We start from the raw sequence: 24,070 nt of genomic DNA on the forward strand, positions 1-24,070 counted from the left end.
TGGGTGAAAGTGCTCAGATCGCTGAAGTTGAACAGCTCACCGAGGTCGAGAAGCGATTGTTCGAAGGACATAAAAAATCCGATGCCAGGGGACTGACATCGGATTTTCGGGGAGCCCGGCTTTGGACGAAATGCTTAAGTGAACAGCATTACGCTCGATGAGCGGCCTTTTTGTTTCTCCCTCTCCCCTGGGGAGAGGGGGACAAGCAGTCAGGCGAACTTGGAGAAATCCGGCTTGCGCCGCTGCATAAAGGCCGACAGCGCCTCGATGGCCTCTGGCGAACGCAGACGCTGGCCGAACAGCTCGCCCTCCTCCTCGATCACCTTGCGCAACTCTTCGCGCCCGGGCGCGCGCATCAGTCGCTTGCTGACGGCCACCGCCGAGGGCGCCAGCTCAAGGAAGCGCCGGGCCATTTCCTGCGCCTTGGCCAGGGCACTCGGTCCGTCTTCCAGCGCAGCACTGGCGATACCCCATTCGGCTGCCTGGGCGCCGGTGAAAGGTTCACCGAGCAGCAACACTTCAGCAGCGCGGGCCTGACCGAGCAGACGCGGCAGAAGCAGACTGGAGCCGAACTCCGGGCACAGGCCGAGATTGACGAAAGGAGTGCGCAGCTTGGCGTCGCGACTGACGTAAACCAGATCACAATGCAGCAGCAACGTGGTGCCGATACCCACCGCCGGGCCGGCCACGGCCGCCACCACAGGCTTGCTGAAATCGAACAGCGCGCGCATGAACTGGAACACCGGGCTGTCCATGCCGGTAGGCGGCGCCTGAAGAAAATCGGCCACGTCGTTGCCACTGGTAAAGCACTCAGCACCGCCGGTGATCAGCACCGTACGCACGCCGGGGTCCTGATCGGCCGCATCCAGCACTTCGGCCATCTGGCTGTACATGGCACGGGTCAGGGCATTCATCTTGTCCGGACGATTCAGGCGCAGGGTCAGCAGGCCAGCGTCGCGCTCGACCAGTAGGTGTTCGCTCATGGCAATTCCTCGGGCAGGCCTCGCGCCACCAGAGGGTCAGGCGTGGGGCAGGAAAATATCGGCCAGCACCTGGTTGCGTGGCACGCCGAGAAGATAGAGGCGGCGTGCGAAGGCTTCCACGCTGGCGGGAGAGCCGCAGAGTAAGGCGATGGTCTGGCGCGAAACAAGCCGTAGATCCGCCAAAGCCGCCGCCGGCTCGGTCGCCACCAGCAGCTCTACCTGCAGGTTGGCGTGCTGCGCGGCCAGTTCCCGCAGGGCTTCAGCCAGATAGTGCTCGCCGGCGTCATGGGCCAGGTGAATAAGGCGGATCGGCCCCTGGTGATGCTGGCGCAGCGCTTCGCGCAGCACGCCCCACAGCGGCGCCAGACCGGTGCCGGCGGCCAGCAGCCAGAGTGGGCGCTCCTGCCAGTCCGGGTCATAGTGCAGAGCGCCGCCGCGCAGTTCACCCAAGCGCAGGCTGTCGCCTGGGTGCAGTTGGCGCGCGCGATCGCTGAAGGCTCCCGGCTGGCGGCAGTCGAGGTGAAATTCCAGCCAGGACTCCTCGCCCGGCAGGCTGGCCAGGGAATAGGGCCGCGCGATGCCCTGGTCATTCCACAGCACCAGGTGCTGGCCCGCCGCATAGCGCAGCGGGCGTTCGGGCAACAGGCGCAGACGCAGCACAGTCGGGCTCGGCCAATCGAGCGCCTGCACCTGGGCCGGCAGACCATCGCGGGACGGGTCGAACAGCTGCACGTCCAGGTCATCGACCACCCGGCACTGGCAGGCCAGGCGCCAACCCTGCTCGCGAAGCGAATCAGCCAAGGCATCGGGCTGCGCATCCAGCACATCGCCTCGCACGCAACGCACCAGGCAGGCATGGCAGCGACCGGAACGACAGCTGTAAGGCACACGCAGCCCCACGCCATTCAGGCTATCGAGCAGGTTGCTGCCGGCAGGCACGAGCCAGGTCTGGCCGGACGCGGTGATCTCAGGCACCCGTGCCCTCCCAGGCCGCATTGCAGCGGTTGCGCCCGCCGCGCTTGGCCCGGTACAGCGCCTGGTCAGCCCGCTGCAAGGCCTCGTCGAGGTCGTCCCCCTCACTCAGCAGGGTCATGCCGGCGGACAGGCTGAGATTGTGCACCTGCACACCCAGTGGTTCAGCGCGGGCGAAGGCTTCGCGCAGACGTTCGCAGCAGGTAGTGAACTGATCGGCATCGGTATTCGGTAACAGCAGTACGAATTCTTCACCGCCATAACGGGCGAGCACATCACCGTCACGCAGGCAGGCCCGGGCCACCGCCGCAAAGGTCTGCAGGACACGGTCACCAGCGGCATGCCCATGCACATCGTTGATCCGCTTGAAGTGATCCAGATCGATCAGTGCCAGGCCATGCTGACGACCATGTCCGAGCGCGCCCAGTTCGCGCAGGGCCAGGCGCAGGAAGTGACGGCGATTGTACAGGCCAGTCAGTTCGTCGGTGGCCACCAGGTCTTCGAGCTGGCGCATCATGCCGCGCAGGGTGTCCTGGTGCGCCTGCAGCGCATAGCGGCGTTGCCGCATGCGCTGGCGCAGGGCCTGCACATAGCTGGCAAACAGACTGAGCCAGATCAGCGCGATCAACAGGGCACTGCTCTGCAGCAACGCCTGCTCCGGCTCAGCCAGGCGCAGCTGATAAGCCTCCCACAGGTTGAGCCCGGCAAAGGCAAAGAACGCAACCGCCGCGCAACGCACGAATACTGGAGGGCGAAGCTGGAACACGCCGAACATCAGGATGATGAGGTAGAACATCAGCAGGCTGCCCCGCGCATCAGAAAGCTGCGCCAGCAACAGGGTGTGCAACCCCAGGCCCACCAGAATTTGTGCCTCGGTCAGGCTGGGATCACGAAAGCGTAGATTGATGCCACTGCGAAACAGGCTGTAGAAGGTCAACTGACTGAATATCACCAGCCCGGTGCAGTAAAGGGCAAAGAGGCTTCCGCCTGGATATTGGCCCACCCAGTTGGCTACCCAGATCAGCAAAACCACCAGGGCATAGGTGGCTACCGCCATGCCAAAGCGCTTCAGCAACAAGCTTTGCAGGCTTCTTTTGGCAACCCCCGAACTGCTTGTACTCATGGGTTCCGTCCCGTACTGGCACCTTGCCCAACTCTAACGCCGTGATCACAAAATTGATAGCACGGCTCCATCGCCCTGATTAGACCAATCGCCAGCCAACGCGTGTGACCAGCCAGCAGCGGCGCGGTATACTGCGCCGCCTTTTTGTGGCAGGTCATCCTTTGGCAGCCACCCCACAGGCCTTCGCGGGACGACAGATAACTCGTTCCTGACCGTTTTTGCCGTTGCGCCGGGTCGTGGTCCGGCGCTTCCTTATAGATGTTCCCTGATAGAGGAGCGCCCCATGACCGTGATCAAACAGGACGACCTGATCCAGAGCGTCGCCGACGCCCTGCAATTCATCTCCTACTACCACCCCGTCGACTTCATCCAGGCCATGCACGAGGCCTACCTGAAGGAAGAGTCGCCAGCCGCCAAGGACTCCATGGCGCAGATCCTGATCAACTCGCGCATGTGTGCCACAGGCCACCGCCCGATCTGCCAGGACACCGGCATCGTCACCGTATTCATCAAGGTCGGCATGGACGTGCGCTGGGACGGCGCCACCATGAGCGTCGACGACATGATCAACGAGGGCGTGCGCCGCGCCTACAACCTGCCGGAAAACGTCCTGCGCGCCTCGATCCTGGCCGACCCGGCCGGCGCCCGCAAGAACACCAAGGACAACACCCCGGCGGTGATCCACTATTCCATCGTCCCCGGCGACAAGGTGGAAGTGGACGTCGCGGCCAAGGGCGGCGGCTCCGAAAACAAGTCGAAGATGGCCATGCTCAACCCGTCCGACTCCATCGTCGACTGGGTACTCAAGACCGTGCCGACCATGGGCGCCGGCTGGTGCCCGCCAGGCATGCTCGGTATCGGCATCGGCGGCACCGCCGAGAAGGCTGCGGTCATGGCCAAGGAAGTGCTGATGGAGCACATCGACATCCATGAACTGCAGGCCCGCGGCCCGCAGAACCGCATTGAGGAGCTGCGCCTGGAGCTGTTCGAGAAGGTCAACCAACTGGGCATCGGCGCCCAGGGCCTCGGTGGCCTGACCACCGTGCTCGACGTCAAGATCATGGACTACCCGACCCACGCCGCCTCGCTGCCGGTTTGCATGATCCCCAACTGCGCCGCCACCCGCCACGCCCACTTCGTGCTCGACGGCTCCGGCCCAGCCTCGCTGGAAGCACCGGATCTGGACGCCTACCCGGACATCGTCTGGGAGGCCGGCCCGAGCGCGCGCCGCGTCAACCTCGACAGCATCACCCCGGAAGAGGTGCAGAGCTGGAAACCGGGCGAGACCATCCTGCTCAACGGCAAGATGCTCACTGGCCGCGACGCCGCGCACAAGCGCATGGTCGACATGCTGAACAAGGGCGAAGAGCTGCCGGTAGACCTGAAAGGTCGCTTCATCTACTACGTCGGCCCGGTCGATCCGGTCGGTGACGAAGTCGTCGGCCCAGCCGGCCCGACCACCGCCACGCGCATGGACAAGTTCACCCGCCAGATCCTGGAAAGCACCGGCCTGCTGGGCATGATCGGCAAGTCCGAACGCGGCCCCATCGCCATCGAGGCGATCAAGGACAACAAGGCCGTGTACCTGATGGCCGTGGGCGGCGCCGCCTACCTGGTCGCCCAGGCGATCAAGAAGTCCAAGGTGCTGGCCTTCGCCGAACTGGGCATGGAAGCGATCTACGAGTTCGAAGTGAAGGACATGCCGGTCACCGTCGCGGTCGACACCAACGGTGAGTCGGTGCACATCACCGGCCCGGCGATCTGGAACAAGAAGATCGCCGAAAGCCTGGCGGTGGAAGTGAAGTAAGCGCCCCTGGCGCCAAACAAAGGCCCGGCTCACTGCCGGGCCTTTGCGTTTCAGGTATCCAGATGCCCGCTGATGAACTGCTGCAAGCGGCTATGCAGCAATGGCCCGGTATTACCCAAGCGTGCAATGGCCGAGCCTGCCAGCTCCTCCTCGATCAGGTCGCAGACATCCCCCGCCAGCGCCAGGGGACAGTCCAGAGACAGGGCGAAGCGCTTGAGTTGTGCGAGCCACTCTTCGCTCGGCGGGCGATTGGAAAACAGCACCATGGCCTGCGGATGGAGCTTGCCGCCAACCAGCGCCAGCTCCGCCAGTGGAAGACCCGGACCGAATACCTGCACGCCGACATCCTCGCCGCCGAGCAGCACCCCCGTCACCAACAGCTCCAACTCATGACAATGCCCGCCCAGCGCCGTCAACACCACGCGCGCCGGCTGCTCGTCCGCCTGCAAAAACGTCAACGCCTGCGTGCGCAAGAAAGCATCGAGCAGCAGCCATTCACCCGCATGCCCGGGCTCATCGCGACGCAGCAGCAACTCGCGCCACAACGGCATGCAGATATCCTGAAACACCTGCGCCTTGCTATGCCGCACGCATACCTGCTGGAACAGTCGCGTCAGTGCAGCCGCATCGAAGGCGACCAGCGCAGCACGAAAGCGCGACCGATATTCACCCCAAGCATCCCCATGCCCCACGACAACCGGCGCCGGCCGCACAGCCTGGCTGCGCTCAAGCAGTTTGCCTACCTTGCTGACCGCCACGCCACGCTCGATCCAGGCCTGGATATTGCGCACCGTCTCGATATCAGCAGCCGAATAGAGTCGATGACCACTGTCGGTACGAGTGGGTTGGATCAACCCGTAGCGCCGCTCCCAGGCCCGCAGGGTGACCGAGTTGACCCCCGTGGCACGCGATACCTCGCGAATAGGGAACAGAGTGGCGTTGGTCTCAGCACGAGCAGCTTCAGTCATGGCCAGCAGAATCAATAAATGAAGATGGGCCGAGTGTACTCCGCTACGCACGCGACCTGAACCGCCGCATGGCCACGCGGCACGCACCCGCATGATGCAAAGGCAGGGTCCATGACGAAATACAGAGGCCAATAGCCGTAGACACTGGCTTATTCCAGGAAAACGGGAATAATCCTTGCTTGTTCTGTCATGCGCCGCCATTACCCCGGCGACGCATCATGCGCAAGCCCTATCCGGGCAGCGCCAGTCACACTGGAGATACACAATGTCCCCCGTCACCATGCTGGTGGCACGCCGCGTCCCACGCGAGTGCCTGCAGGAATTCCGTCTATGGCTACACGAAGGCCAGCAACTGGCCGCCGACTTCCCTGGCTATCTCGGCTCAGGCGTGTTGGCCCCGCCACCCGATGACGATGAACACCAGATTGTCTTCCGCTTCGCCGATGAAAAAACCCTCGGTGCCTGGGAGCACTCCGCCTCGCGTCGCGCCTGGCTCAAGCGTGGCGCTGGCCTGTTTGCCCAACCCCATGAGCACCGGGCCCAGGGCCTGGATACCTGGTTCGGCAGCGCCCTGCGCCGCCCGCCACGCTGGAAGCAAAGCGTGGCCATCTGGCTCGCGTTCTTTCCGGTATCTCTGGTTTTCAACCTGCTGTTTGGTGGCTGGCTGGCCGAGCTACCGCTAGTGCTGCGGGTACTGCTAGGCACCCTGGCCCTGACGCCGCTGATGACCTACTGGTTCATTCCCCTTTCCACGCGCCTGCTGGAACCCTGGTTACAAGCAAAGCCACAAGAGCAGAAACAGCCGCTCGAGATACGCTGAGCAGGCTCACCATGGCGCCTCCGGGGTAGCAATGCGTGCCCCGGTCGGGAATACTCTGCCTGACCCTGCGCATGGCGCAGCGGCTTATATTCCCCTGCCGTAAGTTCAGCACGACCATGACGACGCACTCCCCCATCCTAGTGACAGGTGCCAACAAACGCGGCGGCCTGGCCATCTGTAAGGCGCTGGTCGCACAAGGCCAGCCCGTAGTCGCCATCTATCGCAACACCCCAGGCGAACTGACCAGCCTGACCAATGTGGACATGCTCAAAGCCGACCTCAGCCAACGCGACAGCCGCGACGCTCTGATCGACAGCATCAAGACCCGCTATACGGCGCTGCGCGGCATCATTCACAACGCCTCGCTGTGGCTGGATGACTCACTCGACAACCTGAACCAGATGTTGCAAGTGCATGTCGAGGCCCCCTATCAGTTGAATGAAGCCCTGACCCCCCTGCTGCAAGGCGTCGAGCGGGCGGACATCATTCATGTCTGTGACGACACCGCCACCCAAGGCACCAAGAACCATATCGCCTACGCCGCCAGCAAGGCCGCCCTGCTCAATCTGACCCTCTCCTTCGCCGAGAAGCTCGCCCCTAGGATTCGCGTCAACGCCATCTCTCCGGGTCTGCTGATGCTCAAGGAAGGCAGCGACGCCGAATATCAGAGCAAGACCCTGCGCAAAGCCCTCCTGGAGATCGAGCCAGGCAACACCCCCCTGGTGGATGCCGTGCTCTATCTCTTGCACAGCACCTACAACACCGGCAACAACATCGTCATCAACGGCGGCCGCCACCTGAAACGCCAGACCAGCAAATAAGGAAGTACCCGCATGGAGCTCAAGCAGGCCATGGAGATCGTCGAGTTCGTCTGCACACTGGCCACCGGCCTGGCCAGCATCGTGATTCCGGTCATCCTCTATCGTTCGCAGAAACAGAAAGCCACGCTGGACTACATCAAGGCCGGACGCGACTCCTGGATTCAGATAGACCTTGGCCTGATGGGCAGACCGGAGCTGTTACGCCAGGCCGACAGCATCCTTGCACCTGATAGCGCAGGCGCCAGCGACGACGAGCGGCAGAAGACCTGGATCGCGCTGATGATCCTCAACGTGGCCTTTTCCGACTTCATCGGTTTGAAGTACGGCTACCACGAGCAGGAGGAAAAGAAGATGCTCGACAACTTCATCAAAACCCTGATGCGCGACGAACTCACTTTCAAGCTCAGCCAGCAGGCTTACAATGAAGCCTTCCGCGCCGCCTGCCGGAAAGCCCGGCAGCAGATCCTCAACGAAGAGCTCATCCCGGCTCCACGAACCCAACCCATCGAATGCCTGTCATGAACGACCAACAACGCCTCGAACTGGAAGCCGCCGCCTTCCGCAGCCTGGTTCAACACCTGCGCTCGCGACCCGACGTGCAGAACATTGACCTGATGAACCTCGCCGGCTTCTGCCGCAACTGCCTGTCCAAATGGTACAAGGCCGCCGCCGATGAACACGGCTTGGCAGTCGATATGGATCAGGCCCGCGAAGAGATCTACGGCATGCCCTATGCCGAATGGAAAGCCCGCTACCAGAAAGAAGCCAGCGCCGAGCAGCAGGCCGCCTTCGCCAAAGGAAACCAGCACTGATGAACCTGCAAGACTTCCGTGCCCGCCTGCACAATGACCAGTTCGAGTTCGCCGAAACCCTGGCCTTTGTCGCCGAGCACTATGACTATCAGCCCAGCGCCTTCCGCAACGGCGATGTCGCCAACGCCGCCGGCCAGAACGAAGGCTCCTGCAAGACGCTGAGCCTGGCCCTGCTCGAAGGCTTCAGCCTGGAAGAAACCTTGCGTGCCTTCGGCGAGCACTATCGCGCTGTACTGGCCACGCCAGACGGCAGCGACCATGCCAATATCCGGGCGCTACAGAGCTGCGGCCTGAGTGGTGTCCAGTTCGAACAACCCGCACTGCAACGCAAGTCCTGACACTGCGCAACAAACTGCTCAATTATCAGCTTTGGCTGACAGACAGGCTCTGACCACGCTCGTACACTTGCCCCACCAAGCGCCAGCAGGAAGCTGGCGCGGTTCTATCCATGGAGCGCAAGGATGCAACAGAACCTGGTCTGGAAGCCCTGGATCGCCCCTGGGGTCGAGCACCTCAGCCTGGCCATCACCCAAGACGGCGTGCATGCCAGCAGCCATCTGATCCAAAGCATTCGCGGCAACAGCATGGCCGCGACCTACGTTCTCAGATACGACGAACGCTGGCGTTTTCGCAGCTTATGGCTAAAGGCTGACAACCTCGGACAACGCAGCCTCACCCTGCACCGCGACATCCGCGGCCGCTGGTTCGTCGATGGTCGCCTACGTGAAGACCTGGGTGAGTGTCAGCAGATCATGCTCTCCTCCTCACCGTTCACTCACACCCCCATACTGCGTCGCAGCGCCCTGCCCACCGGCGATAGCGAGCGATTCTGCGTGGCCTATGTCGACCTCCTGAGCCTGCGTGTCGAAGCTCGCCAGCAGCGCTACCTCTGCCAGCAACGCCAGAGCAGCCATAGCGTCTACCTGTGCGAATCGGAGGGACACGAAAGCATCGAACTGACACTCGATGACGGGGGCTTACTGGTACAAGCCATCGGGGAATTCATCCGGGTGCGCCAGGATATTCTGCGTCAGGCAGAGAGCGCCTGAGCCCAGCCCACTACCGCAGAACAGCCCAGATGAACACACGAAGCAGCTTTTAAGGAACTGGACGCCATCACCACCATGGCCTTGTCATACAGCCATGGCGGCTATCGCAGCGATGCCTCAGAGACCATCCTTTTCCAGATGATCGAAGTCCACCGTTTCGCCAGGCTTTGCACCCAGTTTTTCGCGGATATCGTTGAACATCTTGTCGAACTCATCGTGACTGCGCATCACCAATGAATGATTGGTCGGCAGGCCGTGCTTGGCAGCCACCCGCGAAGCGACGCTGGCAAAGTTAAAGGCGGTATCACGGTGCAGTTCGAACTCGTCCGTGAAAGCCTTGCCGGCAATCTGGCCCTCCATACGAAAGTGCAGCATCGGCCCTTCCTTCGGATCGCGCCGCACTTCGTAATAGAGATCTACCGTGTAATCAATCTGGCCAGGCAGACTGGCTCTGTGCAAATGCCCCGGTTCGAACATAGTGGCTCTCCTGGCTGGTCGGAAAGCTCAGTCTAGACCAGCCGTATCGAGCGCAACTGATCTGGATCAGTGCATCGTCGCACCAGTGGAGCGCTCCTGAATAAGCACCCAGGGCGACACCACCACGGCCCACAGTTCAGGATCGCGCTGCAGGTAGTCCTCAGCCTGCGATTCAGCCACCTTGAGCACCTGCCCGGACTGCAGCCAGGCACCCACCTTGCCACCATCGTCCTCGGCCACGGCCTGCGCGACCTCCACCAGATCAAGCCCTGGGGCGACCTGCAACAACTGGCCCCGCGCGAAGAACGGCTGGAGTTCCTGCCATGAAATCCTGGCCGTCTCACCCAGTAACTTGGCATAGAGGGTGCTTGTTTGCTCTGTCATATCTTGCCCTGTGTAGAAAGCACACGTTTGCTGGGGGCGCATGATAGCGCCCACCCTGCCTCAGGCAAGATCAGCTCGAATATCCCTCCGCAGAAGGACCCATGAGTCACTGAAAAACAGCGCCGTTATTCTGTACGTTTATTTCAATTAAGCGACACCCACCCAAAATGCCTCGAACTACGCGCTTTCCAAGCCGCGAAACTGAGTTCTACACTGTGCCGGTACAGTTGCCGGGGGGCATGGCCGAGGTATCGCATTCGGTCCTGCAGCTTTTGGCCGCATGGATTACAAGAACGAACAACACCTATAAGAGTGGAGCACTATGAAACAGGCTACCAAGCAAGTGACCAAACTGTTCGCCGCCATGGCTCTGGCCGGCGCCGCCAGCTATTCGATGGCCGCTGACACCATCAAGATCGCCCTGGCAGGCCCGGTAACCGGCGCTGTGGCCCAGTACGGCGAAATGCAGTTCATCGGTGCCGAAATGGCCATCGAGCAGATCAACAAGGCCGGCGGGGTGAACGGTGCGATGCTCGAAGGCGTCAAGTACGACGACGCCTGCGATCCGAAACAAGCCGTGGCCGTAGCCAACAAGATCGTCAACGACGAAGTGAAATACGTCGTTGGCCACCTCTGCTCCAGCTCCACTCAGCCGGCGTCCGACATCTACGAAGACGAAGGCATTCTGATGATTACCGCGGCCTCCACCAGCCCGGACATTACCGCTCGCGGTTACCAGCTGGTATTCCGCACCATCGGTCTGGACAGCCTGCAGGGTCCGACTGCCGGCAACTTCATCGCTGACCACGTCAAGCCGCAAACCGTTGCCGTCGTTCACGACAAGCAGCAGTACGGCGAAGGCATCGCCACCGCAGTCAAGCAGACCCTGGAAGGCAAAGGCACCAAGGTTGCCGTGTTCGAAGGCATCAATGCCGGCGACAAGGACTTCTCCTCGCTGATCTCCAAGCTCAAGCAAGCCAACGTCGACTTCGTCTACTACGGCGGCTACCACCCGGAACTCGGTCTGCTGCTGCGTCAGTCCGCCGAGAAAGGCCTGAAAGCCAAGTTCATGGGCCCGGAAGGCGTGGGTAACAAGGAAATCTCCGCCATTGCCGGCCCGGCCTCCGAAGGCCTGCTGGTGACCCTGCCGAAGTCCTTCGACCAGGATCCGAAGAACCAGGCGCTGGTTGAAGCCTTCAAGGCCAAGAACCAGGACCCGAGCGGCCCGTTCGTATTCCCGGCCTACGCCGCCGTGCAGGTCATGGCTGAAGGCATGAAGAAAGCCGGCAGCACCGACACCGACAAGGTCGCCGAAGCCCTGCGCGCCAACAGCTTCGACACCCCGACCGGCACCCTGGCCTTCGATGAGAAGGGTGACCTGAAGGACTTCAGCTTCGTGGTCTACGAGTGGCACCAGGACGGTTCCAAGACCGAAGCCAAGTAAGCGTCCCGCCTGAACCCAAAGCCCACTGCGCGAGCAGTGGGCTTTGTTTTATCGAGTTTTCCGGCCATCCGTTGCGTCACAAGCGCCGCTTTACGGAACGTGCCGAGGAGTTAGGTAATGCCTGAGCTCTATCACTACCTGCAACAGCTGGTTAACGGTCTGACCGTTGGCAGCACCTATGCCCTGATCGCCATCGGCTACACCATGGTCTACGGCATCATCGGCATGATCAACTTCGCCCACGGCGAGGTGTACATGATTGGCTCGTACGTGGCCTTCATCGTCATCGCCGGGCTGACCATGATGGGCTTAGACAGCCTGCCTATCCTGATCATTGGCGCCTTCGCGGCCAGCATCATCGTCGCCAGTGCCTACGGCTACAGCATCGAACGGGTGGCCTACCGGCCGCTGCGCGGCAGCAACCGCCTGATCCCGCTGATCTCGGCCATCGGCATGTCGATCTTCCTGCAGAACGAGATCCTGCTGGCCCAGGATTCGAAAGACAAAGCCATTCCCAACCTGATCCCCGGCAACCTGGTGTTCGGCGAGAGCACCATGAACGGCGTGGTGATCTCCTACATGCAGATCCTGATCTTCGTCGTCACCTTCCTGGTGATGTACGGCCTGACCCTGTTCATCTCCAAGTCCCGCCTGGGCCGCGCCTGCCGCGCCTGCGCCGAGGACATCCGCATGGCCAACCTGCTGGGCATCAACACCAACAACATCATCGCCCTGACCTTCGTCATCGGCGCCACCCTGGCCGCCGTCGCGGCGGTGCTGCTGGGCCTGCAATATGGCGTGATCAACCCGCACATCGGCTTCCTCGCCGGCATCAAGGCGTTCACCGCCGCCGTGCTCGGTGGCATCGGTAGCATCCCCGGCGCCATGCTTGGCGGCCTGGTACTCGGTGTGGCGGAAGCCTTCGGTGCCGACCTGTTCGGTGACCAGTACAAGGACGTCGTCGCCTTCAGCCTGCTGGTGCTGGTGCTGCTGTTCCGTCCGACCGGCATCCTCGGCCGTCCGGAGGTCGAGAAAGTATGAACAGCAAGAACCTCAAGACCGCCTTCTTCAGCGCCCTGCTGGTGCTGGCCGTGGCCTATCCGGTACTCGGCCTGAAACTGACCACCGTCGGCATCAAACTGGAAGTGCACGGCGCCAGCCCTGCCGCCCTGTGGACCATCGCCGGCTGCGCCATCGCCATGTTCTTCTGGCAACTGTTCCGCGACCAGCTGAGCAGCGCCTGGGCCAGCGCGCCGAAACTGCCAGGCATGCCGAGCCAGGCCAGCAACTTCCTCACCCTGCCCTCGACCCAGCGCTGGGTCATCCTCGGCCTGATCGTGGTCGCCCTGGCCTGGCCGTTCTTCGGCAGCCGCGGCGCGGTGGATATCGCCACCCTGATCCTGATCTACGTGATGCTCGGCCTCGGCCTGAACATCGTGGTCGGCCTGGCCGGCCTGCTGGATCTAGGGTACGTCGGCTTCTACGCCGTGGGTGCCTACAGCTACGCGCTGCTGTCGCACTACTACGGCCTGGGCTTCTGGGTGTGCCTGCCGATCGCCGGCCTGATGGCAGCGTTCTTCGGCTTCATCCTCGGCTTCCCGGTGCTGCGCCTGCGCGGTGACTACCTGGCCATCGTGACCCTCGGTTTCGGCGAGATCATCCGCATCCTGCTGCGTAACCTGACCGAGCTGACCGGCGGCCCCAACGGCATCAGCAACATCGACAAGCCGACCCTGTTCGGTCTGTCGTTCGAGCGCCGTGCGGCCGAAGGCATGCAGACCTTCCACGAGTACTTTGGCGTCGCCTACAACTCGGTGAACAAGGTGATCTTCCTCTACCTGATCGCCCTGCTGCTGGTGCTGCTGACCCTGTTCGTGATCAACCGCCTGCTGCGCATGCCGATCGGCCGCGCCTGGGAAGCCCTGCGCGAAGACGAAATCGCCTGCCGCGCGCTGGGCATGAACCCCACCGTGATCAAGCTCTCCGCCTTCACCCTGGGCGCCGCCTTCGCCGGTTTCGCCGGCAGCTTCTTCGCCGCGCGCCAGGGGCTGGTCACGCCGGAGTCGTTCACCTTCATCGAGTCGGCGATCATCCTCGCCATCGTCGTGCTGGGCGGCATGGGCTCGCAGCTCGGCATCATCCTCGCCGCCGTGGTGATGATCCTGCTGCCGGAACTCATGCGTGAGTTCAGCGAGTACCGCATGTTGATGTTCGGCGCCCTGATGGTGCTGATGATGGTCTGGCGTCCGCAGGGCCTGTTGCCCATGCAGCGTCCCCACCTGGAGTTGAAACCATGAGCCGCCCGATTCTTGAAGTCAGCGGGCTGACCATGCGCTTCGGCGGCCTGCTGGCCGTCAACAATGTCGCCCTGAGCGTGCAGCCCAAGCAAGTCGTGTCCATGATCGGCCCCAACGGCGCCGGCAAGACCACCGTGTTCAACTGCCTGACCGGCTTCTACCAACCCACCAGCGGGGAAATCCTGCTGGATGGCGAACCGGTACAGAAGCTGCCCGGCCACAAGATCGCCCACAAGGGCGTGGTGCGTACCTTCCAGAACGTTCGCCTGTTCAAGGAAATGACGGCGGTGGAAAACCTGCTGGTCGCCCAGCATCGCCACCTCAATACCAACTTCCTTGCAGGGTTGTTCAAAACCCCGGGCTTTCGCCGCAGCGAAAAGGAAGCGATGGAGTACGCCGCGCACTGGCTGGACGTGGTCAACCTGACCGACGTGGCCAACCGCCCAGCCGGCACCCTGGCCTACGGCCAGCAACGCCGCCTGGAAATTGCCCGCTGCATGATGACGCGCCCGCGCATCCTCATGCTCGACGAGCCGGCCGCCGGCCTCAACCCCAAGGAAACCGAGGACCTCAAGCAGCTGATCGGCATGCTGCGTAATGACCACAACGTGACCGTGCTGCTGATCGAGCACGACATGCACCTGGTCATGAGCATTTCCGACCACATCTATGTGATCAACCAGGGCACACCCCTGGCGGACGGCACGCCGGAAGAAATCCGCAACAACCCGGACGTGATCAAAGCCTATCTGGGGGAGGCGTAAGCATGCTGAGTTTCAACAACGTCTCTACCTTCTACGGCAAGATCCAGGCCCTGCACGACGTCAGCATCGAGGTCGAAAAGGGTGAAATCGTCACCCTGATCGGCGCCAACGGCGCCGGCAAGTCGACCCTGCTGATGACCCTGTGCGGCTCGCCGCGCGCGGCCAGTGGCAGCATCCGCTACATGGGCGAGGAACTGGTCGGCCAGGAATCCTGCGACATCATGCGCAAGAGCATCGCCGTCGTGCCTGAAGGCCGCCGCGTGTTCGCCCGCCTGACCGTCGAGGAAAACCTGGCCATGGGCGGCTTCTTCGGCACCAAGGAAAGCAACCAGGAGCAGCTGGACAAGGTGCTGCACCTGTTCCCGCGCCTGAAGGAGCGCTTCGAGCAGCGCGCCGGCACCATGTCCGGCGGCGAACAGCAGATGCTTGCCATCGGCCGCGCGCTGATGAGCAAGCCGCAGCTGCTGCTGCTCGACGAGCCGTCCCTGGGCCTGGCGCCGATCATCATCCAGCAGATCTTCGACATCATCGAACAGCTGCGTAAGGATGGTGTGACCGTGTTCCTGGTCGAGCAGAACGCCAACCAGGCGCTCAAGCTGGCCGACCGCGCCTATGTACTGGAGAACGGTCGGATCGTCATGCAGGGCACCGGCGAGGCACTGCTCACCGACCCGAAAGTCCGCGACGCCTACCTCGGCGGCTGATAATCGTGCCGCGAAGCAAAACGGCCCCTCGCGGGCCGTTTTCATTTACCACCTGACGGAAGGCCGGCACGCGTGGCCTTGAGCCATTAGAATCGCCGCCTTCTTTTCTGCGCCTGTCATCACCCGACAGGCCTCCGGAAACCGGCAGCCGTAACCCGGCCTGCCGCCCAGTGCAGCCGCTCATAAGCCGCTGCGCCGAATCACAGGAACCATCACCCATGATCCTCAACCCTCTCGTACAGCTGCTCGGGCGCACCAGCCTGGTTCTGCAGATCGCCATCGGCCTGGTCGCCGGTATCGCCCTCGCCCTGCTCTTCCCCCAGGCCACCGATGAGGTCGGCTTCCTCGGCACCCTCTTCATTTCCGCCCTGAAGGCGGTGGCGCCGGTGCTGGTGTTCATCCTGGTTGCCTCGGCCATCGCCAACCACAAGCCGGGCCAGCCCACCCATATCCGCCCGATCCTGCTGCTGTATGTGGTCGGGACCCTGGCCGCGGCGATGGTCGCGGTGGTCGCCAGCAGCCTGTGGCCCTCGACCCTGGTTCTGCAGGATGCCGCCACTGGCACCACCCCGCCCGGCGGCATCGCCGAAGTGCTCAAGACCCTGGCGCTGAACGTAGTGGACAACCCTGTCAACGCCCTGCTACGCGGCAACTTCGTCGGCATCCTGGCCTGGGCCATCGGTCTCGGCATCGCCGTGCGCCACGGCAGCGACACCACCCGTGCGATCTTCGCCGACCTGGCCCATGGCGTGACCCTGATCGTGCGAGTGGTGATCCGCTGCGCGCCGCTGGGCATCTTCGGCCTGGTCGCCGTCACCTTCGCCGACGCCGGCCTCAAGGCCCTGGCCGGCTATGCCCACCTGCTTGCGGTGCTGGTCGGCTGCATGCTGTTCGTCGCCCTGGTGGTCAACCCGCTGATCGTGTTCAGCCAGATCCGCCGCAACCCCTACCCGCTGGTGTTCACCTGCCTGCGCGAAAGCGGCCTGACCGCCTTCTTCACCCGCAGCTCGGCGGCCAACGTACCGGTCAACCTGCAACTGGCCGAGCGCCTGGGCCTGCATGAAGACACCTACTCGGTGTCCATCCCGCTGGGCGCCACCATCAACATGGCCGGCGCCGCCATCACCATCAGCGTGCTGACCCTGGCCGCCGTACACACCCAGGGCATCGTCGTGGACATCCCCACCGCGCTGCTGCTGTGCGTGATTTCGGCAGTCTGCGCCTGCGGCGCCTCGGGCGTGGCCGGTGGCTCGCTGCTGCTGATTCCCCTTGCCTGCGGCCTGTTCGGCATCCCCAGCGAAGTCGCCATGCAGGTGGTCGCCATCGGCTTCATCATCGGCATCCTGCAGGACAGTGCGGAAACCGCACTGAACTCCTCCACCGACGTGCTGTTCACCGCCGCGGCCTGCCTGGCGCGGGACAAGGACTGAGTAACGGCCCGCGAAGAAAGCCGCCCATGTGGCGGCTTTCTTTTGTGCCGAATTCGGGTTATCTAAAGGGTTGCTCAAGGATGGAGCCACTCACATGTTCATCGCCCATGCCCCCTCCGGCTACCTGCTCGGCGCGCTAGCGCAACGGCTGAAACACTCGTCACTCGCCCCCCGCACACTCATGCTCGCCTGTCTGGCAGGTGCAACGGCGCCCGATCTGGACCTGCTCTATTTCTATCTGGTAGATGACCGGCAAACCCATCATCACCAGTACTTCAGCCACTGGCCGCTGCTGTGGCTCGGTCTGGTCGCTCTGAATGCCGCCTGGCTGAGTGTCAGGCGACGCAGCGTCTGCGCTCAGACGGGCCTGGCGTTCGCCCTGGGCGGCGTGCTGCACATGCTGCTGGACAGTTTCGTTGGTGATGTCTGGTGGCTGGCGCCTTTCCATGACCAGGCCTACGCACTGTTCAGCGTTCCGGCACGCTACAAGCCCTGGTGGCTGAGCTTCGTACTGCACTGGAGCTTTGCCATAGAACTGCTGATCTGCCTGGCCGCGACCGTGGTTTACCTGCATCGGCACCCGTCCGCACTGGAAAAGCGCCCATGCCCTCCCTCTGCCTAGCCACCGCGCAAAGCATTTCCACACCAGGCAGTCTGGCCGCCAATATCGAACGCCACTGTAGCTTCGTCGAAAGGGCCGCCAGCGCCCCATTACAACGGCTGCTCCCCGAACTCTCGCTAAGCTGCTACGAGCCCGGTCTGGTCGCAGGGCGCGTGATCGAGCCTGCCGATGAGAGCCAGGTGCCCTTGCGCGAACTGGCGCGCTATTACGGCACGGTGCTGGTATCGGGCGCGCCGCTCTGGCACAAAACCAACTTTGCCCAGTGAACAAGGACAGTCCGATGCCTGCAAACGACCCCATTCTTCTCGGCGCCTACTGGTTCGACCTGGACGGCATCCGCCAGCGCCATGCCGACGGCGCCGATGCCAACGCCCTGGACGAGAATGGCCATACGCCGCTGACCGAAGCCATCGCCGGTGGCACGGGCTATCCGAAAGTGGTCAAGCTGCTGCTGGAGCTGGGCGCCGACCCCGACCGCGCAGATGGCGAGGGACTCACGCCCTGGCAGGCCTGCCTGATGCGGCGCCACGACCGCGTGGTAGAGAATGAATACCGTAAGATTCGCGCGTTGCTGGAGGCGGCTGGCGCCGACCGTGGCGGCGAGGTGCTGTTCGATCTGGAAGACCAAGCCGCTGCCGGCGACCTGCAAGCGGTAAAGACCCTGCTGGACGGCGGATGCCCACTGGAGGGGCCACACGCCTCGCCCATTGGCGCCGCCCTGCACAACGGCCACACGGCGGTCGTCGAACTGTTGCTGCAACGCGGCGCCAACGTCGAGGGATCGGGCGCCGCCGTGCACGACATGACCCTGCTGATGAGCGCCGCCAACCACGGACAACTGGACATCCTTGAGCTGCTGGTGCGTCACGGTGCCGACGTTTGCCGCGCCATCGACGGCGCCGACGGTTGCATGACTGCCGCCTGGTACGCACGTCAGGCCGGGCACCATGCAGCCGCCGACTGGCTGGCGGCCCAGCATCCAGGCGCCGAGCGCAAGCCGATCCCCCAGGCGGCGCTGAATGGTGGGCCCAAGGCCAAGTTCCTCGACCTCTACCGTCACTACACCCATGGCGCGAACTACGGCCTGGACACCGAGGCCATCGTCAAACGCCTGCAACGCTGGGACAAGGAGCATGGCATCCACCTCCTCGACGTGGGCACGGACCGCTTCACCCTGCAGTTCGAGCGCCTGCCCGATGATGCGGCCAAGCTGACCAAGGAGATCGCCAAGTTCTGCCCGGATGCACTCGACGGTTTTGCCGCCCTGACTGAGAAGAGCGAGCAGCTGGAGGCACTGCCGCCCGACACGCGCGAGCTGTTGCAGGGCCTGCGGCCTGACGACAAGCATTTCGCCCTCAAGGCCCTGCAGCGCTGGCTGCAGACCCACAAGGCGGTGCAACTGTGGTGGGACTGATGCGCAGAGGATGCTTCGCCGCACTGATGCTCATGCTCGGCAGCTCTGCCTACGCCGGCTGCGGCGAAGGCCGTGGCACCTGTTACGACTACAAGGCCGGTGAGCTCAAGGGCCAAGGTGAATGTGCCGTGACCACCTGCGCCGCCACCGACCAGTACTTCTTTACCCACTGGGACTGGGACAACTGCTGGTCAACGGCAAGCCCGGTTACAGCCTGGCCCTGCCCTAGAAGGACGAGAAGATGGTCTGCTACGCCGTGGCCGAGAGCGACGAGCTGCTGTGCAACGACTCGGGCAATTACTGATCGGCGTAGCACACGGGGGAACTGGGCGGCCCGCGCCGCTCCAGTTCCTCTTCGAGAAACTCGGCCAGCACCTGGGCGTTGTTGAAACGCTCCTCGCGGGCGGCGAACAGCAGGGTCAGGTTGCCCCGCTCGGCCAGGGCCAGAAGTCCCTGCCAATGTTCGGGATGCGCCGCCAGCTCGGCGCGATACAGTAGGCGAAACTCGTCGAACAACGCCGGATCGTGGCAGAAGCCCTTGCGCAAGGTGTCCGAGGGCGCGACGTCCTTGAGCCAGGCCTGCAGTGCCAGGCTGTCCTTCCTGCAGCCGCGTGGCCACAGGCGATCCACCAGAACCCGCGTACCGTCATCCGCAGCCACGGGCGCATAGACCCGCTTGCAGCGAATCACGCCTCAGGCCTCGTCGGGCTCATCTTCATCATCGCTGTTGTCCGCGCCAATGGCGCCCAGGCAGACCACCTCGTGCTCGGCATCGGCGCCAGCGACCCGCCAGCTGTCTGCAGTCTCGCCCGCGCGTGCCGCCGCCACTGCGGCAGCGGTGAATTGCCAGACGCGCCGCGTACGGCCATCCATGCACTCCACGGTCAATTGCAACTGCTCATCACTGGCCTGCTCATCCAGCTCGAACTGCCAGGCATGCAGGCCATCGATCAACAGCATGTCGGCGCCTTGCAGGGCAGCCAGAAAGGTCGGGGTATCGCTCATGGGGAGTCCATCCAGAAAATCAGGTGTGCATGATACGTCAGCCTCGGCGCGGTAGTTCCAGCGTAGCGCGCAGCCCCCCAGCGGCCAGGTTGCTCAGGCGAATGGCGCCGCCATGCTGCTCGGCAATACGCCTGACGATGGCCAGGCCCAACCCCGCACCCTGGTGGTTGTTGCGACTGTGGAAACGCTCGAATACCCGCTGCAGATCCTCCTCGGCAATGCCCGGCCCTTGATCCTCGACCTGCAACGCCACCCGCTCTCCCTCACCACTGAGCACTACACGCACCCGGCCGCCGGCCGGCGAGAAGTTCACCGCATTGGCCACCAGGTTCTGCAGGGCAATACCGACGGTGGCGGCATCGGCGGCGAGGTGGAAGTCGCCCTCGCCCACTTCCAGTGACAGCTCAAGACCCTGGCGCAGCACCCAGGGGGTCAACTCGGCCAGGGTCTCGCGCACCAGAGCCTGCAGATCGACCTGGGCCCGCTCGGGCTTGCCCAGCATCGGTTCGATCCGCGCCATGGTCAGCAATTGGTTGACCACGCGCGTGGCCCGGTCGATGCCGCCGATCAGATAGTGCAGCGACTGACGGCGCTCGTCGTCATCCTGCGCCTGGGTAGCGTTCTGTGCATGCACCTTGAGCACGGCCAGGGGCGTGCGCAGCTCATGGGCAGCGTCGGCGATAAAGCGCCGCTCCCGCTCCAGTACCAGGTCGATCTGCGCCAACAGACGATTGAGCGCCGCCTGCATCGGGGCCAGCTCGCTGGGCAGCGGGTCGAGTTGCAGCGGCTCCAGGCTGTCGGCATGACGGCCACGGATGACCTCGGCCATGTTGCGCAGTGGCGCCAGGCCCCAGCCGATCGCCCACCAGAGCAGCGCCGCCAGCACCAGGCTGCCAAGCAGGTTGGGATAAAGGGTGTGGCGCACGATGCTGTCGATCAGTTCCTGACGCACGTCATCGCGCTCGCCGGTCCAGATCAGCAGACCACGCAGCGGGTCCTTGAGCAGGAACCCGCGCCATTGATGGCGGCCCAGGTCAAAGGTCGAGTAGCCCTCGGCAACCGGCGGTGTATCGAGTGGCGGCGCCGCGGCGCTGCGTACCAGCACCTCGCCGGCCGGGCTCCACACCTGAAAGGCCAGCTTGCTCTCGTAGGGGTGGCCCGGCATGCGCTGGCCGGCATGCTCCAGCGCGGCATTGAAGGCGGCGTAGAGGCTGTCACGCTCACTGTCCTGCACCGGCACGCGCATCACGCCCTGGAGCATGCGCGCGGTATGCGCCAACTGCGCGTCATAGACCTCCTCGATCTCGTGGGCGCTGTCGAAGTAGTTGAACAGGGTCACCAGCAAGGTGCCGAGCAGCATCAGCCCCAGTACCAGCACCAGGGTGCGGCGGCGGATGGAGCTCATGGCTGCTCCTCGACCAGGTAGCCGACCCCGCGCACGGTGCGGATCAGGCTGCTGAACAGCTTCTTGCGCAGATGATGGATATGCACCTCCAGCGTGTTGCTCTCGGCCTCTTCGTCCCAGCCGTAGAGGGACTGGGCCAGGCGCTCGCGGGTCAGCACCTTGCCCGGTTGTGACAGCAGTTCGTGCAACAGCAGGTATTCCTTGGGCGTCATGGGTACGGGCTTGCCCAAGTAGCTGACCTGCTGACTGGCCGGATCAAGACAGATGCCGGCGTGCTCGATCAGCACCTGGGCACGCCCGGCGCTACGGCGCAGCAGCGCGCGCAGGCGGGCCTTGAGTTCGTCCAGGTCGAACGGTTTGACCAGATAATCGTCGGCGCCGGCATCCAGGCCGGCGATGCGGTCTTCGGTGGCATCGCGCGCGGTGAGAATCAGCACCGGCAAGGCCGAGCCGCTGCCACGCAATTGGCGCAGCACCTGGATGCCATCCAGGCGCGGCAAGCCGAGGTCGAGCACCAACAGGTCGAATTCCTCGCTGAGCAGCGCGTGGACGGCACTGGCACCGTCCTGCAGCCAGTCCACCGTATAACCTTCCTGGCGCAGGCCCAGGCGCAAACCTTCGCCCAGGGCCTTGTCGTCCTCGACCAGCAATAAACGCATCGCAGCTCCTTAGTTGAGCTTGTTGTCCACGGCCTTCAGCAGCTCGCTGATCTCACCCTGACGGCCCTTGTCGGCCAGCTCTCGGCCCTCACGCGGCGGTGCCTGGCGGGCTTTTTCCAACGCCTCGCGCGCCTGCGCATACTGCCCCTGACGGAACAGATGGTCACCCCAGAAGTAAAGACTGTCGATGCCATTGGGGTTGATCTGCAGCGCCTGTTTGAGCAGTTGCCCGGCCTTGTCCTCGTCGCCAAAGCCGATGGGCCAGCCCGGTACCCGGTCATACAGGGTACCCAGGCTGGTGTAGGCCGAGCCGTTGAGCGCCTTGGGGTCGAGGGCCAGGGCCTTTTCCAGATAGCGCTTGGCGTCCTTGACCTTGCCCAGCGCGCCCAGGCCACCTTCGGCGCCGGCCCAGCTGCTGGTGACGATGCCATGCCAGATCCAGGCTTCGGCGGCAGTGGGTTGCGCCTGGGTGAAGGCCGCAGTTTCCGCCGCCAGTGCTTCGAAGGCCTTGGGACGCTGCTCTTCAGGCGTCGCGTACTGAATCTGCGCCCAACGTTCCTGCACCTGCTGCAGACGTTGACTGCCAACCTCATCCAGCGCCCAGACCGGCAGGCTTAAACAGAGTGCAGTGATAAGGGCAAACAACTTGTTCATGCTCAAATCTCCTTCTTGCTGAATTGGCGAATGGTCGGCAACTGCTTGCGCAAGGCGCGATCCACCAGGCCAGGCAACATGCCGTTGAGGCGGACGAAAAATTTCTCCGGCCAGCCGAGATAAAGTTCGCTGCGGTCGGCCGTAATCGCCGCCAGCACTTCGCCAGCCACCTGCTGCGGGCTGTCCGTGGCGACCTTGAGCGCCGAATTGAGCGCTTCGGCCGGGCCGCTGTTCATCGCCGTGCGGGTGGCCCGTGGCGCCACGTACAGCACGCCGACACCGGTGTCGGCCAGCTCGCGGCGCAGTGCCTCGGAAAAACCGCGCACGGCAAACTTGCTGGCGCAGTAGGTGGCGTAACCGGCATAGCCGATCGAGCCGTAGGTGGAGCCGACGTTGACCAGCAACGCCTGGTGCTGCTGACGCAGCAGAGGCAGGAGGGCGCGGGTCAGCTGCACGGTGGCGACCAGATTGATGTTGAGCATCTCGGCAATCTGCTCATCGTCGAGCTGTTCAAGCATGGCGAAGCGATTGATCCCGGCGGCGTTGATCAGCAGGTTCAGCCCGCCCATCTCACGGGCGGCTTCCAGCACGGCCTTGCGCCCGATAGCGCTGGCCAGATCCGCCTCGACCCAGAGCAACTGCTGTGGGTAACGCTTAGCCAAGTCATCCAGGGCCTCACCACGCCGCGCCACGGCGATCAACCTCGCACCACCGGCACACAGCTGTTCAGCCAGGGCCAGGCCGATGCCGCCGCTGGCCCCGGTGAGTACGGCACGGCACTCAGGCAAGCGCATGCTGCACCTCGCTGACCCGCGGCAGGCCACGGAACATGTCGGCATACAGGCGATACACCACCTGGCTGACATGAATGACGGCCGCCTTGTCCTCGTCGCGTTCGAGCTGGTTCATCAGGTTGCGGTAATGCTGCATGTGGCCGATATCCAGCGAGCCATGGGAGAACAGGTAGCTGAAGGCTTCCTTGGGCAAGGCCAGCGTTTGCTGGATGGTGCCGGCGGCCTGGGTGGCCAGGGCGATGCTGGTGCCCTCCAGCACGTTGACCATGCCGAACAGGCCGACCGGGTTGCCGCGGGCAATGGTGTCGTACAGGTAGCTGACCATCAGTTCGATGGCCTGGCTCGGCTGGCCGTTGCGCACCGCCTCGGCATCGCCACCACAGGCAGCAATGTCGTTGAGAATCCACTGCTCATGGCCGTACTCCTCGTCGATGTATTCGCACACGGCCTTGCGCAGCCACTCCATCTCCCGCGGCAGGCGCGCACCGCACGCCATCATCAGCGGCACGGTGTGGCGCACGTGGTAGTAGGCCTGGGTCAGGAAAGCGACATAGCCGTCCAGGCTGACCCGCCCGGCCAGGGCATCGCGGATCACCGGCACTGAAAACAGCGCATCGCGCTCGTTGTGGGTGGCGGTTTGCAGTTCATCGAAGAAACTCATG

Annotated in this window: 29 protein-coding genes; 16 read left to right on the forward strand and 13 right to left on the reverse strand. The window is 63.5% G+C overall.

The annotated features are described in order from the left end of the window. Positions 1 to 209: 209 nt before the first annotated feature. Genes ACF8C6_RS18330 through ACF8C6_RS18340 form a run of 3 tightly spaced genes read right to left on the reverse strand, consistent with a single transcriptional unit; the run spans position 210 to position 3,078 of the window. Positions 210 to 983, reverse strand: a complete 774-nt coding sequence (locus ACF8C6_RS18330) for an enoyl-CoA hydratase (protein ID WP_392500625.1) — start codon at positions 981 to 983, stop codon at positions 210 to 212. 36 nt (positions 984 to 1,019) lie between these two features. Further along, the gene (locus ACF8C6_RS18335; RefSeq protein ID WP_392500626.1) at positions 1,020 to 1,979 is read right to left on the reverse strand and encodes an iron-sulfur-binding ferredoxin reductase; all 960 of its coding nucleotides are present in this window, start codon (positions 1,977 to 1,979) and stop codon (positions 1,020 to 1,022) included. Beyond that, positions 1,951 to 3,078 (reverse strand): diguanylate cyclase domain-containing protein, encoded by a 1,128-nt coding sequence (locus ACF8C6_RS18340; RefSeq protein WP_392500627.1) that lies wholly within the window; start codon positions 3,076 to 3,078, stop codon positions 1,951 to 1,953. The genes ACF8C6_RS18335 and ACF8C6_RS18340 overlap by 29 nt, the downstream gene beginning before the upstream one ends. Positions 3,079 to 3,361: 283 nt before the next feature. On the opposite strand from ACF8C6_RS18340, the gene ACF8C6_RS18345 reads away from it, so the two are divergent. Further along, positions 3,362 to 4,885: a fumarate hydratase gene (locus tag ACF8C6_RS18345; RefSeq protein ID WP_392500628.1), complete on the forward strand. Its 1,524-nt coding sequence runs from the start codon at positions 3,362 to 3,364 to the stop codon at positions 4,883 to 4,885. Positions 4,886 to 4,935: 50 nt separating this feature from the next. On the opposite strand, the gene ACF8C6_RS18350 is transcribed toward ACF8C6_RS18345, so the two are convergent. Then, positions 4,936 to 5,853, reverse strand: coding sequence for a MerR family transcriptional regulator (locus tag ACF8C6_RS18350; protein ID WP_392500630.1), 918 nt, complete (start codon positions 5,851 to 5,853; stop codon positions 4,936 to 4,938). A 265-nt stretch (positions 5,854 to 6,118) separates the two neighbouring features. Between ACF8C6_RS18350 and ACF8C6_RS18355 the strand changes: the two genes are divergently transcribed. From ACF8C6_RS18355 to ACF8C6_RS18380, 6 genes are all read left to right on the forward strand, one after another. Beyond that, complete coding sequence (locus tag ACF8C6_RS18355; RefSeq protein WP_392500631.1) at positions 6,119 to 6,673, forward strand: antibiotic biosynthesis monooxygenase; 555 nt, start codon at positions 6,119 to 6,121, stop codon at positions 6,671 to 6,673. A gap of 116 nt (positions 6,674 to 6,789) precedes the next feature. After that, a complete protein-coding gene (gene folM, locus ACF8C6_RS18360) occupies positions 6,790 to 7,494 on the forward strand; it encodes a dihydromonapterin reductase (protein WP_392500632.1) in 705 nt (234 codons plus the stop codon). A gap of 12 nt (positions 7,495 to 7,506) precedes the next feature. Further along, on the forward strand, positions 7,507 to 8,016 hold the full coding sequence (locus ACF8C6_RS18365; protein WP_392500634.1) for a hypothetical protein: 510 nt from the start codon (positions 7,507 to 7,509) through the stop codon (positions 8,014 to 8,016). Further along, the gene (locus ACF8C6_RS18370; RefSeq protein WP_277692085.1) at positions 8,013 to 8,306 is read left to right on the forward strand and encodes a DUF1244 domain-containing protein; all 294 of its coding nucleotides are present in this window, start codon (positions 8,013 to 8,015) and stop codon (positions 8,304 to 8,306) included. The genes ACF8C6_RS18365 and ACF8C6_RS18370 overlap by 4 nt, the downstream gene beginning before the upstream one ends. Further along, the gene (locus ACF8C6_RS18375; protein ID WP_392500635.1) at positions 8,306 to 8,644 is read left to right on the forward strand and encodes a HopJ type III effector protein; all 339 of its coding nucleotides are present in this window, start codon (positions 8,306 to 8,308) and stop codon (positions 8,642 to 8,644) included. Before ACF8C6_RS18370 ends, ACF8C6_RS18375 begins: the two co-directional genes overlap by 1 nt. Positions 8,645 to 8,767: 123 nt before the next feature. Further along, on the forward strand, positions 8,768 to 9,355 hold the full coding sequence (locus ACF8C6_RS18380; RefSeq protein ID WP_392500636.1) for a putative glycolipid-binding domain-containing protein: 588 nt from the start codon (positions 8,768 to 8,770) through the stop codon (positions 9,353 to 9,355). Positions 9,356 to 9,472: 117 nt separating this feature from the next. On the opposite strand, the gene ACF8C6_RS18385 is transcribed toward ACF8C6_RS18380, so the two are convergent. Together ACF8C6_RS18385 and ACF8C6_RS18390 are read right to left on the reverse strand one after the other, a co-directional pair. After that, complete coding sequence (locus ACF8C6_RS18385) at positions 9,473 to 9,832, reverse strand: DUF5064 family protein (protein ID WP_392500637.1); 360 nt, start codon at positions 9,830 to 9,832, stop codon at positions 9,473 to 9,475. Positions 9,833 to 9,898: 66 nt separating this feature from the next. Beyond that, a complete protein-coding gene (locus ACF8C6_RS18390) occupies positions 9,899 to 10,216 on the reverse strand; it encodes a DUF2288 domain-containing protein (RefSeq protein WP_392500638.1) in 318 nt (105 codons plus the stop codon). A 322-nt stretch (positions 10,217 to 10,538) separates the two neighbouring features. Between ACF8C6_RS18390 and ACF8C6_RS18395 the strand changes: the two genes are divergently transcribed. The 9 genes from ACF8C6_RS18395 to ACF8C6_RS18435 all read left to right on the forward strand — a co-directional run bounded on the left by ACF8C6_RS18395 (position 10,539) and on the right by ACF8C6_RS18435 (position 18,891). Continuing rightward, positions 10,539 to 11,660: a branched-chain amino acid ABC transporter substrate-binding protein gene (locus ACF8C6_RS18395; RefSeq protein WP_277692092.1), complete on the forward strand. Its 1,122-nt coding sequence runs from the start codon at positions 10,539 to 10,541 to the stop codon at positions 11,658 to 11,660. A gap of 117 nt (positions 11,661 to 11,777) precedes the next feature. Continuing rightward, positions 11,778 to 12,701: a high-affinity branched-chain amino acid ABC transporter permease LivH gene (gene livH / locus ACF8C6_RS18400; protein ID WP_392500640.1), complete on the forward strand. Its 924-nt coding sequence runs from the start codon at positions 11,778 to 11,780 to the stop codon at positions 12,699 to 12,701. Continuing rightward, entirely contained in the window at positions 12,698 to 13,957 is a 1,260-nt protein-coding gene (locus ACF8C6_RS18405; protein ID WP_392500641.1) for a high-affinity branched-chain amino acid ABC transporter permease LivM, read from the forward strand. The genes livH and ACF8C6_RS18405 overlap by 4 nt, the downstream gene beginning before the upstream one ends. Further along, on the forward strand, positions 13,954 to 14,721 hold the full coding sequence (gene livG, locus ACF8C6_RS18410; protein WP_392500643.1) for a high-affinity branched-chain amino acid ABC transporter ATP-binding protein LivG: 768 nt from the start codon (positions 13,954 to 13,956) through the stop codon (positions 14,719 to 14,721). The genes ACF8C6_RS18405 and livG overlap by 4 nt, the downstream gene beginning before the upstream one ends. Positions 14,722 to 14,723: 2 nt before the next feature. After that, on the forward strand, positions 14,724 to 15,425 hold the full coding sequence (locus tag ACF8C6_RS18415; protein WP_392500645.1) for an ABC transporter ATP-binding protein: 702 nt from the start codon (positions 14,724 to 14,726) through the stop codon (positions 15,423 to 15,425). 218 nt (positions 15,426 to 15,643) lie between these two features. Continuing rightward, positions 15,644 to 16,855, forward strand: coding sequence for a serine/threonine transporter SstT (gene sstT, locus ACF8C6_RS18420; RefSeq protein WP_392500646.1), 1,212 nt, complete (start codon positions 15,644 to 15,646; stop codon positions 16,853 to 16,855). Between the two features lie 94 nt (positions 16,856 to 16,949). Next, positions 16,950 to 17,477, forward strand: a complete 528-nt coding sequence (locus tag ACF8C6_RS18425; protein ID WP_392500648.1) for a metal-dependent hydrolase — start codon at positions 16,950 to 16,952, stop codon at positions 17,475 to 17,477. Further along, positions 17,459 to 17,743, forward strand: coding sequence for a hypothetical protein (locus ACF8C6_RS18430; RefSeq protein WP_392500649.1), 285 nt, complete (start codon positions 17,459 to 17,461; stop codon positions 17,741 to 17,743). The genes ACF8C6_RS18425 and ACF8C6_RS18430 overlap by 19 nt, the downstream gene beginning before the upstream one ends. A 14-nt stretch (positions 17,744 to 17,757) precedes the next feature. After that, entirely contained in the window at positions 17,758 to 18,891 is a 1,134-nt protein-coding gene (locus tag ACF8C6_RS18435) for an ankyrin repeat domain-containing protein (RefSeq protein WP_392500650.1), read from the forward strand. 297 nt (positions 18,892 to 19,188) lie between these two features. Here the strand turns inward: ACF8C6_RS18435 and ACF8C6_RS18440 are convergent, their stop codons facing one another. From ACF8C6_RS18440 to ACF8C6_RS18470, 7 genes are read right to left on the reverse strand one after another with little or no spacing between them, the layout of a single operon-like run. Continuing rightward, the gene (locus ACF8C6_RS18440) at positions 19,189 to 19,581 is read right to left on the reverse strand and encodes a DUF488 domain-containing protein (RefSeq protein WP_392500652.1); all 393 of its coding nucleotides are present in this window, start codon (positions 19,579 to 19,581) and stop codon (positions 19,189 to 19,191) included. Positions 19,582 to 19,584: 3 nt separating this feature from the next. Next, complete coding sequence (locus ACF8C6_RS18445) at positions 19,585 to 19,896, reverse strand: DUF5629 family protein (protein ID WP_392500654.1); 312 nt, start codon at positions 19,894 to 19,896, stop codon at positions 19,585 to 19,587. Positions 19,897 to 19,933: 37 nt separating this feature from the next. Further along, complete coding sequence (locus ACF8C6_RS18450; protein WP_392500656.1) at positions 19,934 to 21,301, reverse strand: ATP-binding protein; 1,368 nt, start codon at positions 21,299 to 21,301, stop codon at positions 19,934 to 19,936. After that, positions 21,298 to 21,960 carry a response regulator gene (locus ACF8C6_RS18455; protein WP_277692113.1) on the reverse strand — a complete coding sequence of 221 codons (663 nt, stop codon included), beginning with the start codon at positions 21,958 to 21,960 and terminating at the stop codon, positions 21,298 to 21,300. Before ACF8C6_RS18455 ends, ACF8C6_RS18450 begins: the two co-directional genes overlap by 4 nt. 9 nt (positions 21,961 to 21,969) lie before the next feature. Beyond that, positions 21,970 to 22,614: a tetratricopeptide repeat protein gene (locus ACF8C6_RS18460; protein WP_392500658.1), complete on the reverse strand. Its 645-nt coding sequence runs from the start codon at positions 22,612 to 22,614 to the stop codon at positions 21,970 to 21,972. A gap of 2 nt (positions 22,615 to 22,616) precedes the next feature. Beyond that, positions 22,617 to 23,408 (reverse strand): SDR family oxidoreductase, encoded by a 792-nt coding sequence (locus ACF8C6_RS18465; protein WP_392500659.1) that lies wholly within the window; start codon positions 23,406 to 23,408, stop codon positions 22,617 to 22,619. Beyond that, complete coding sequence (locus tag ACF8C6_RS18470; protein WP_392500660.1) at positions 23,395 to 24,069, reverse strand: TenA family transcriptional regulator; 675 nt, start codon at positions 24,067 to 24,069, stop codon at positions 23,395 to 23,397. The genes ACF8C6_RS18465 and ACF8C6_RS18470 overlap by 14 nt, the downstream gene beginning before the upstream one ends. Position 24,070 lies beyond the last annotated feature (1 nt).

The sequence above is a fragment of the Pseudomonas sp. zbq_18 genome, from assembly GCF_043102245.1.
GTDB lineage: Bacteria > Pseudomonadota > Gammaproteobacteria > Pseudomonadales > Pseudomonadaceae > Aquipseudomonas.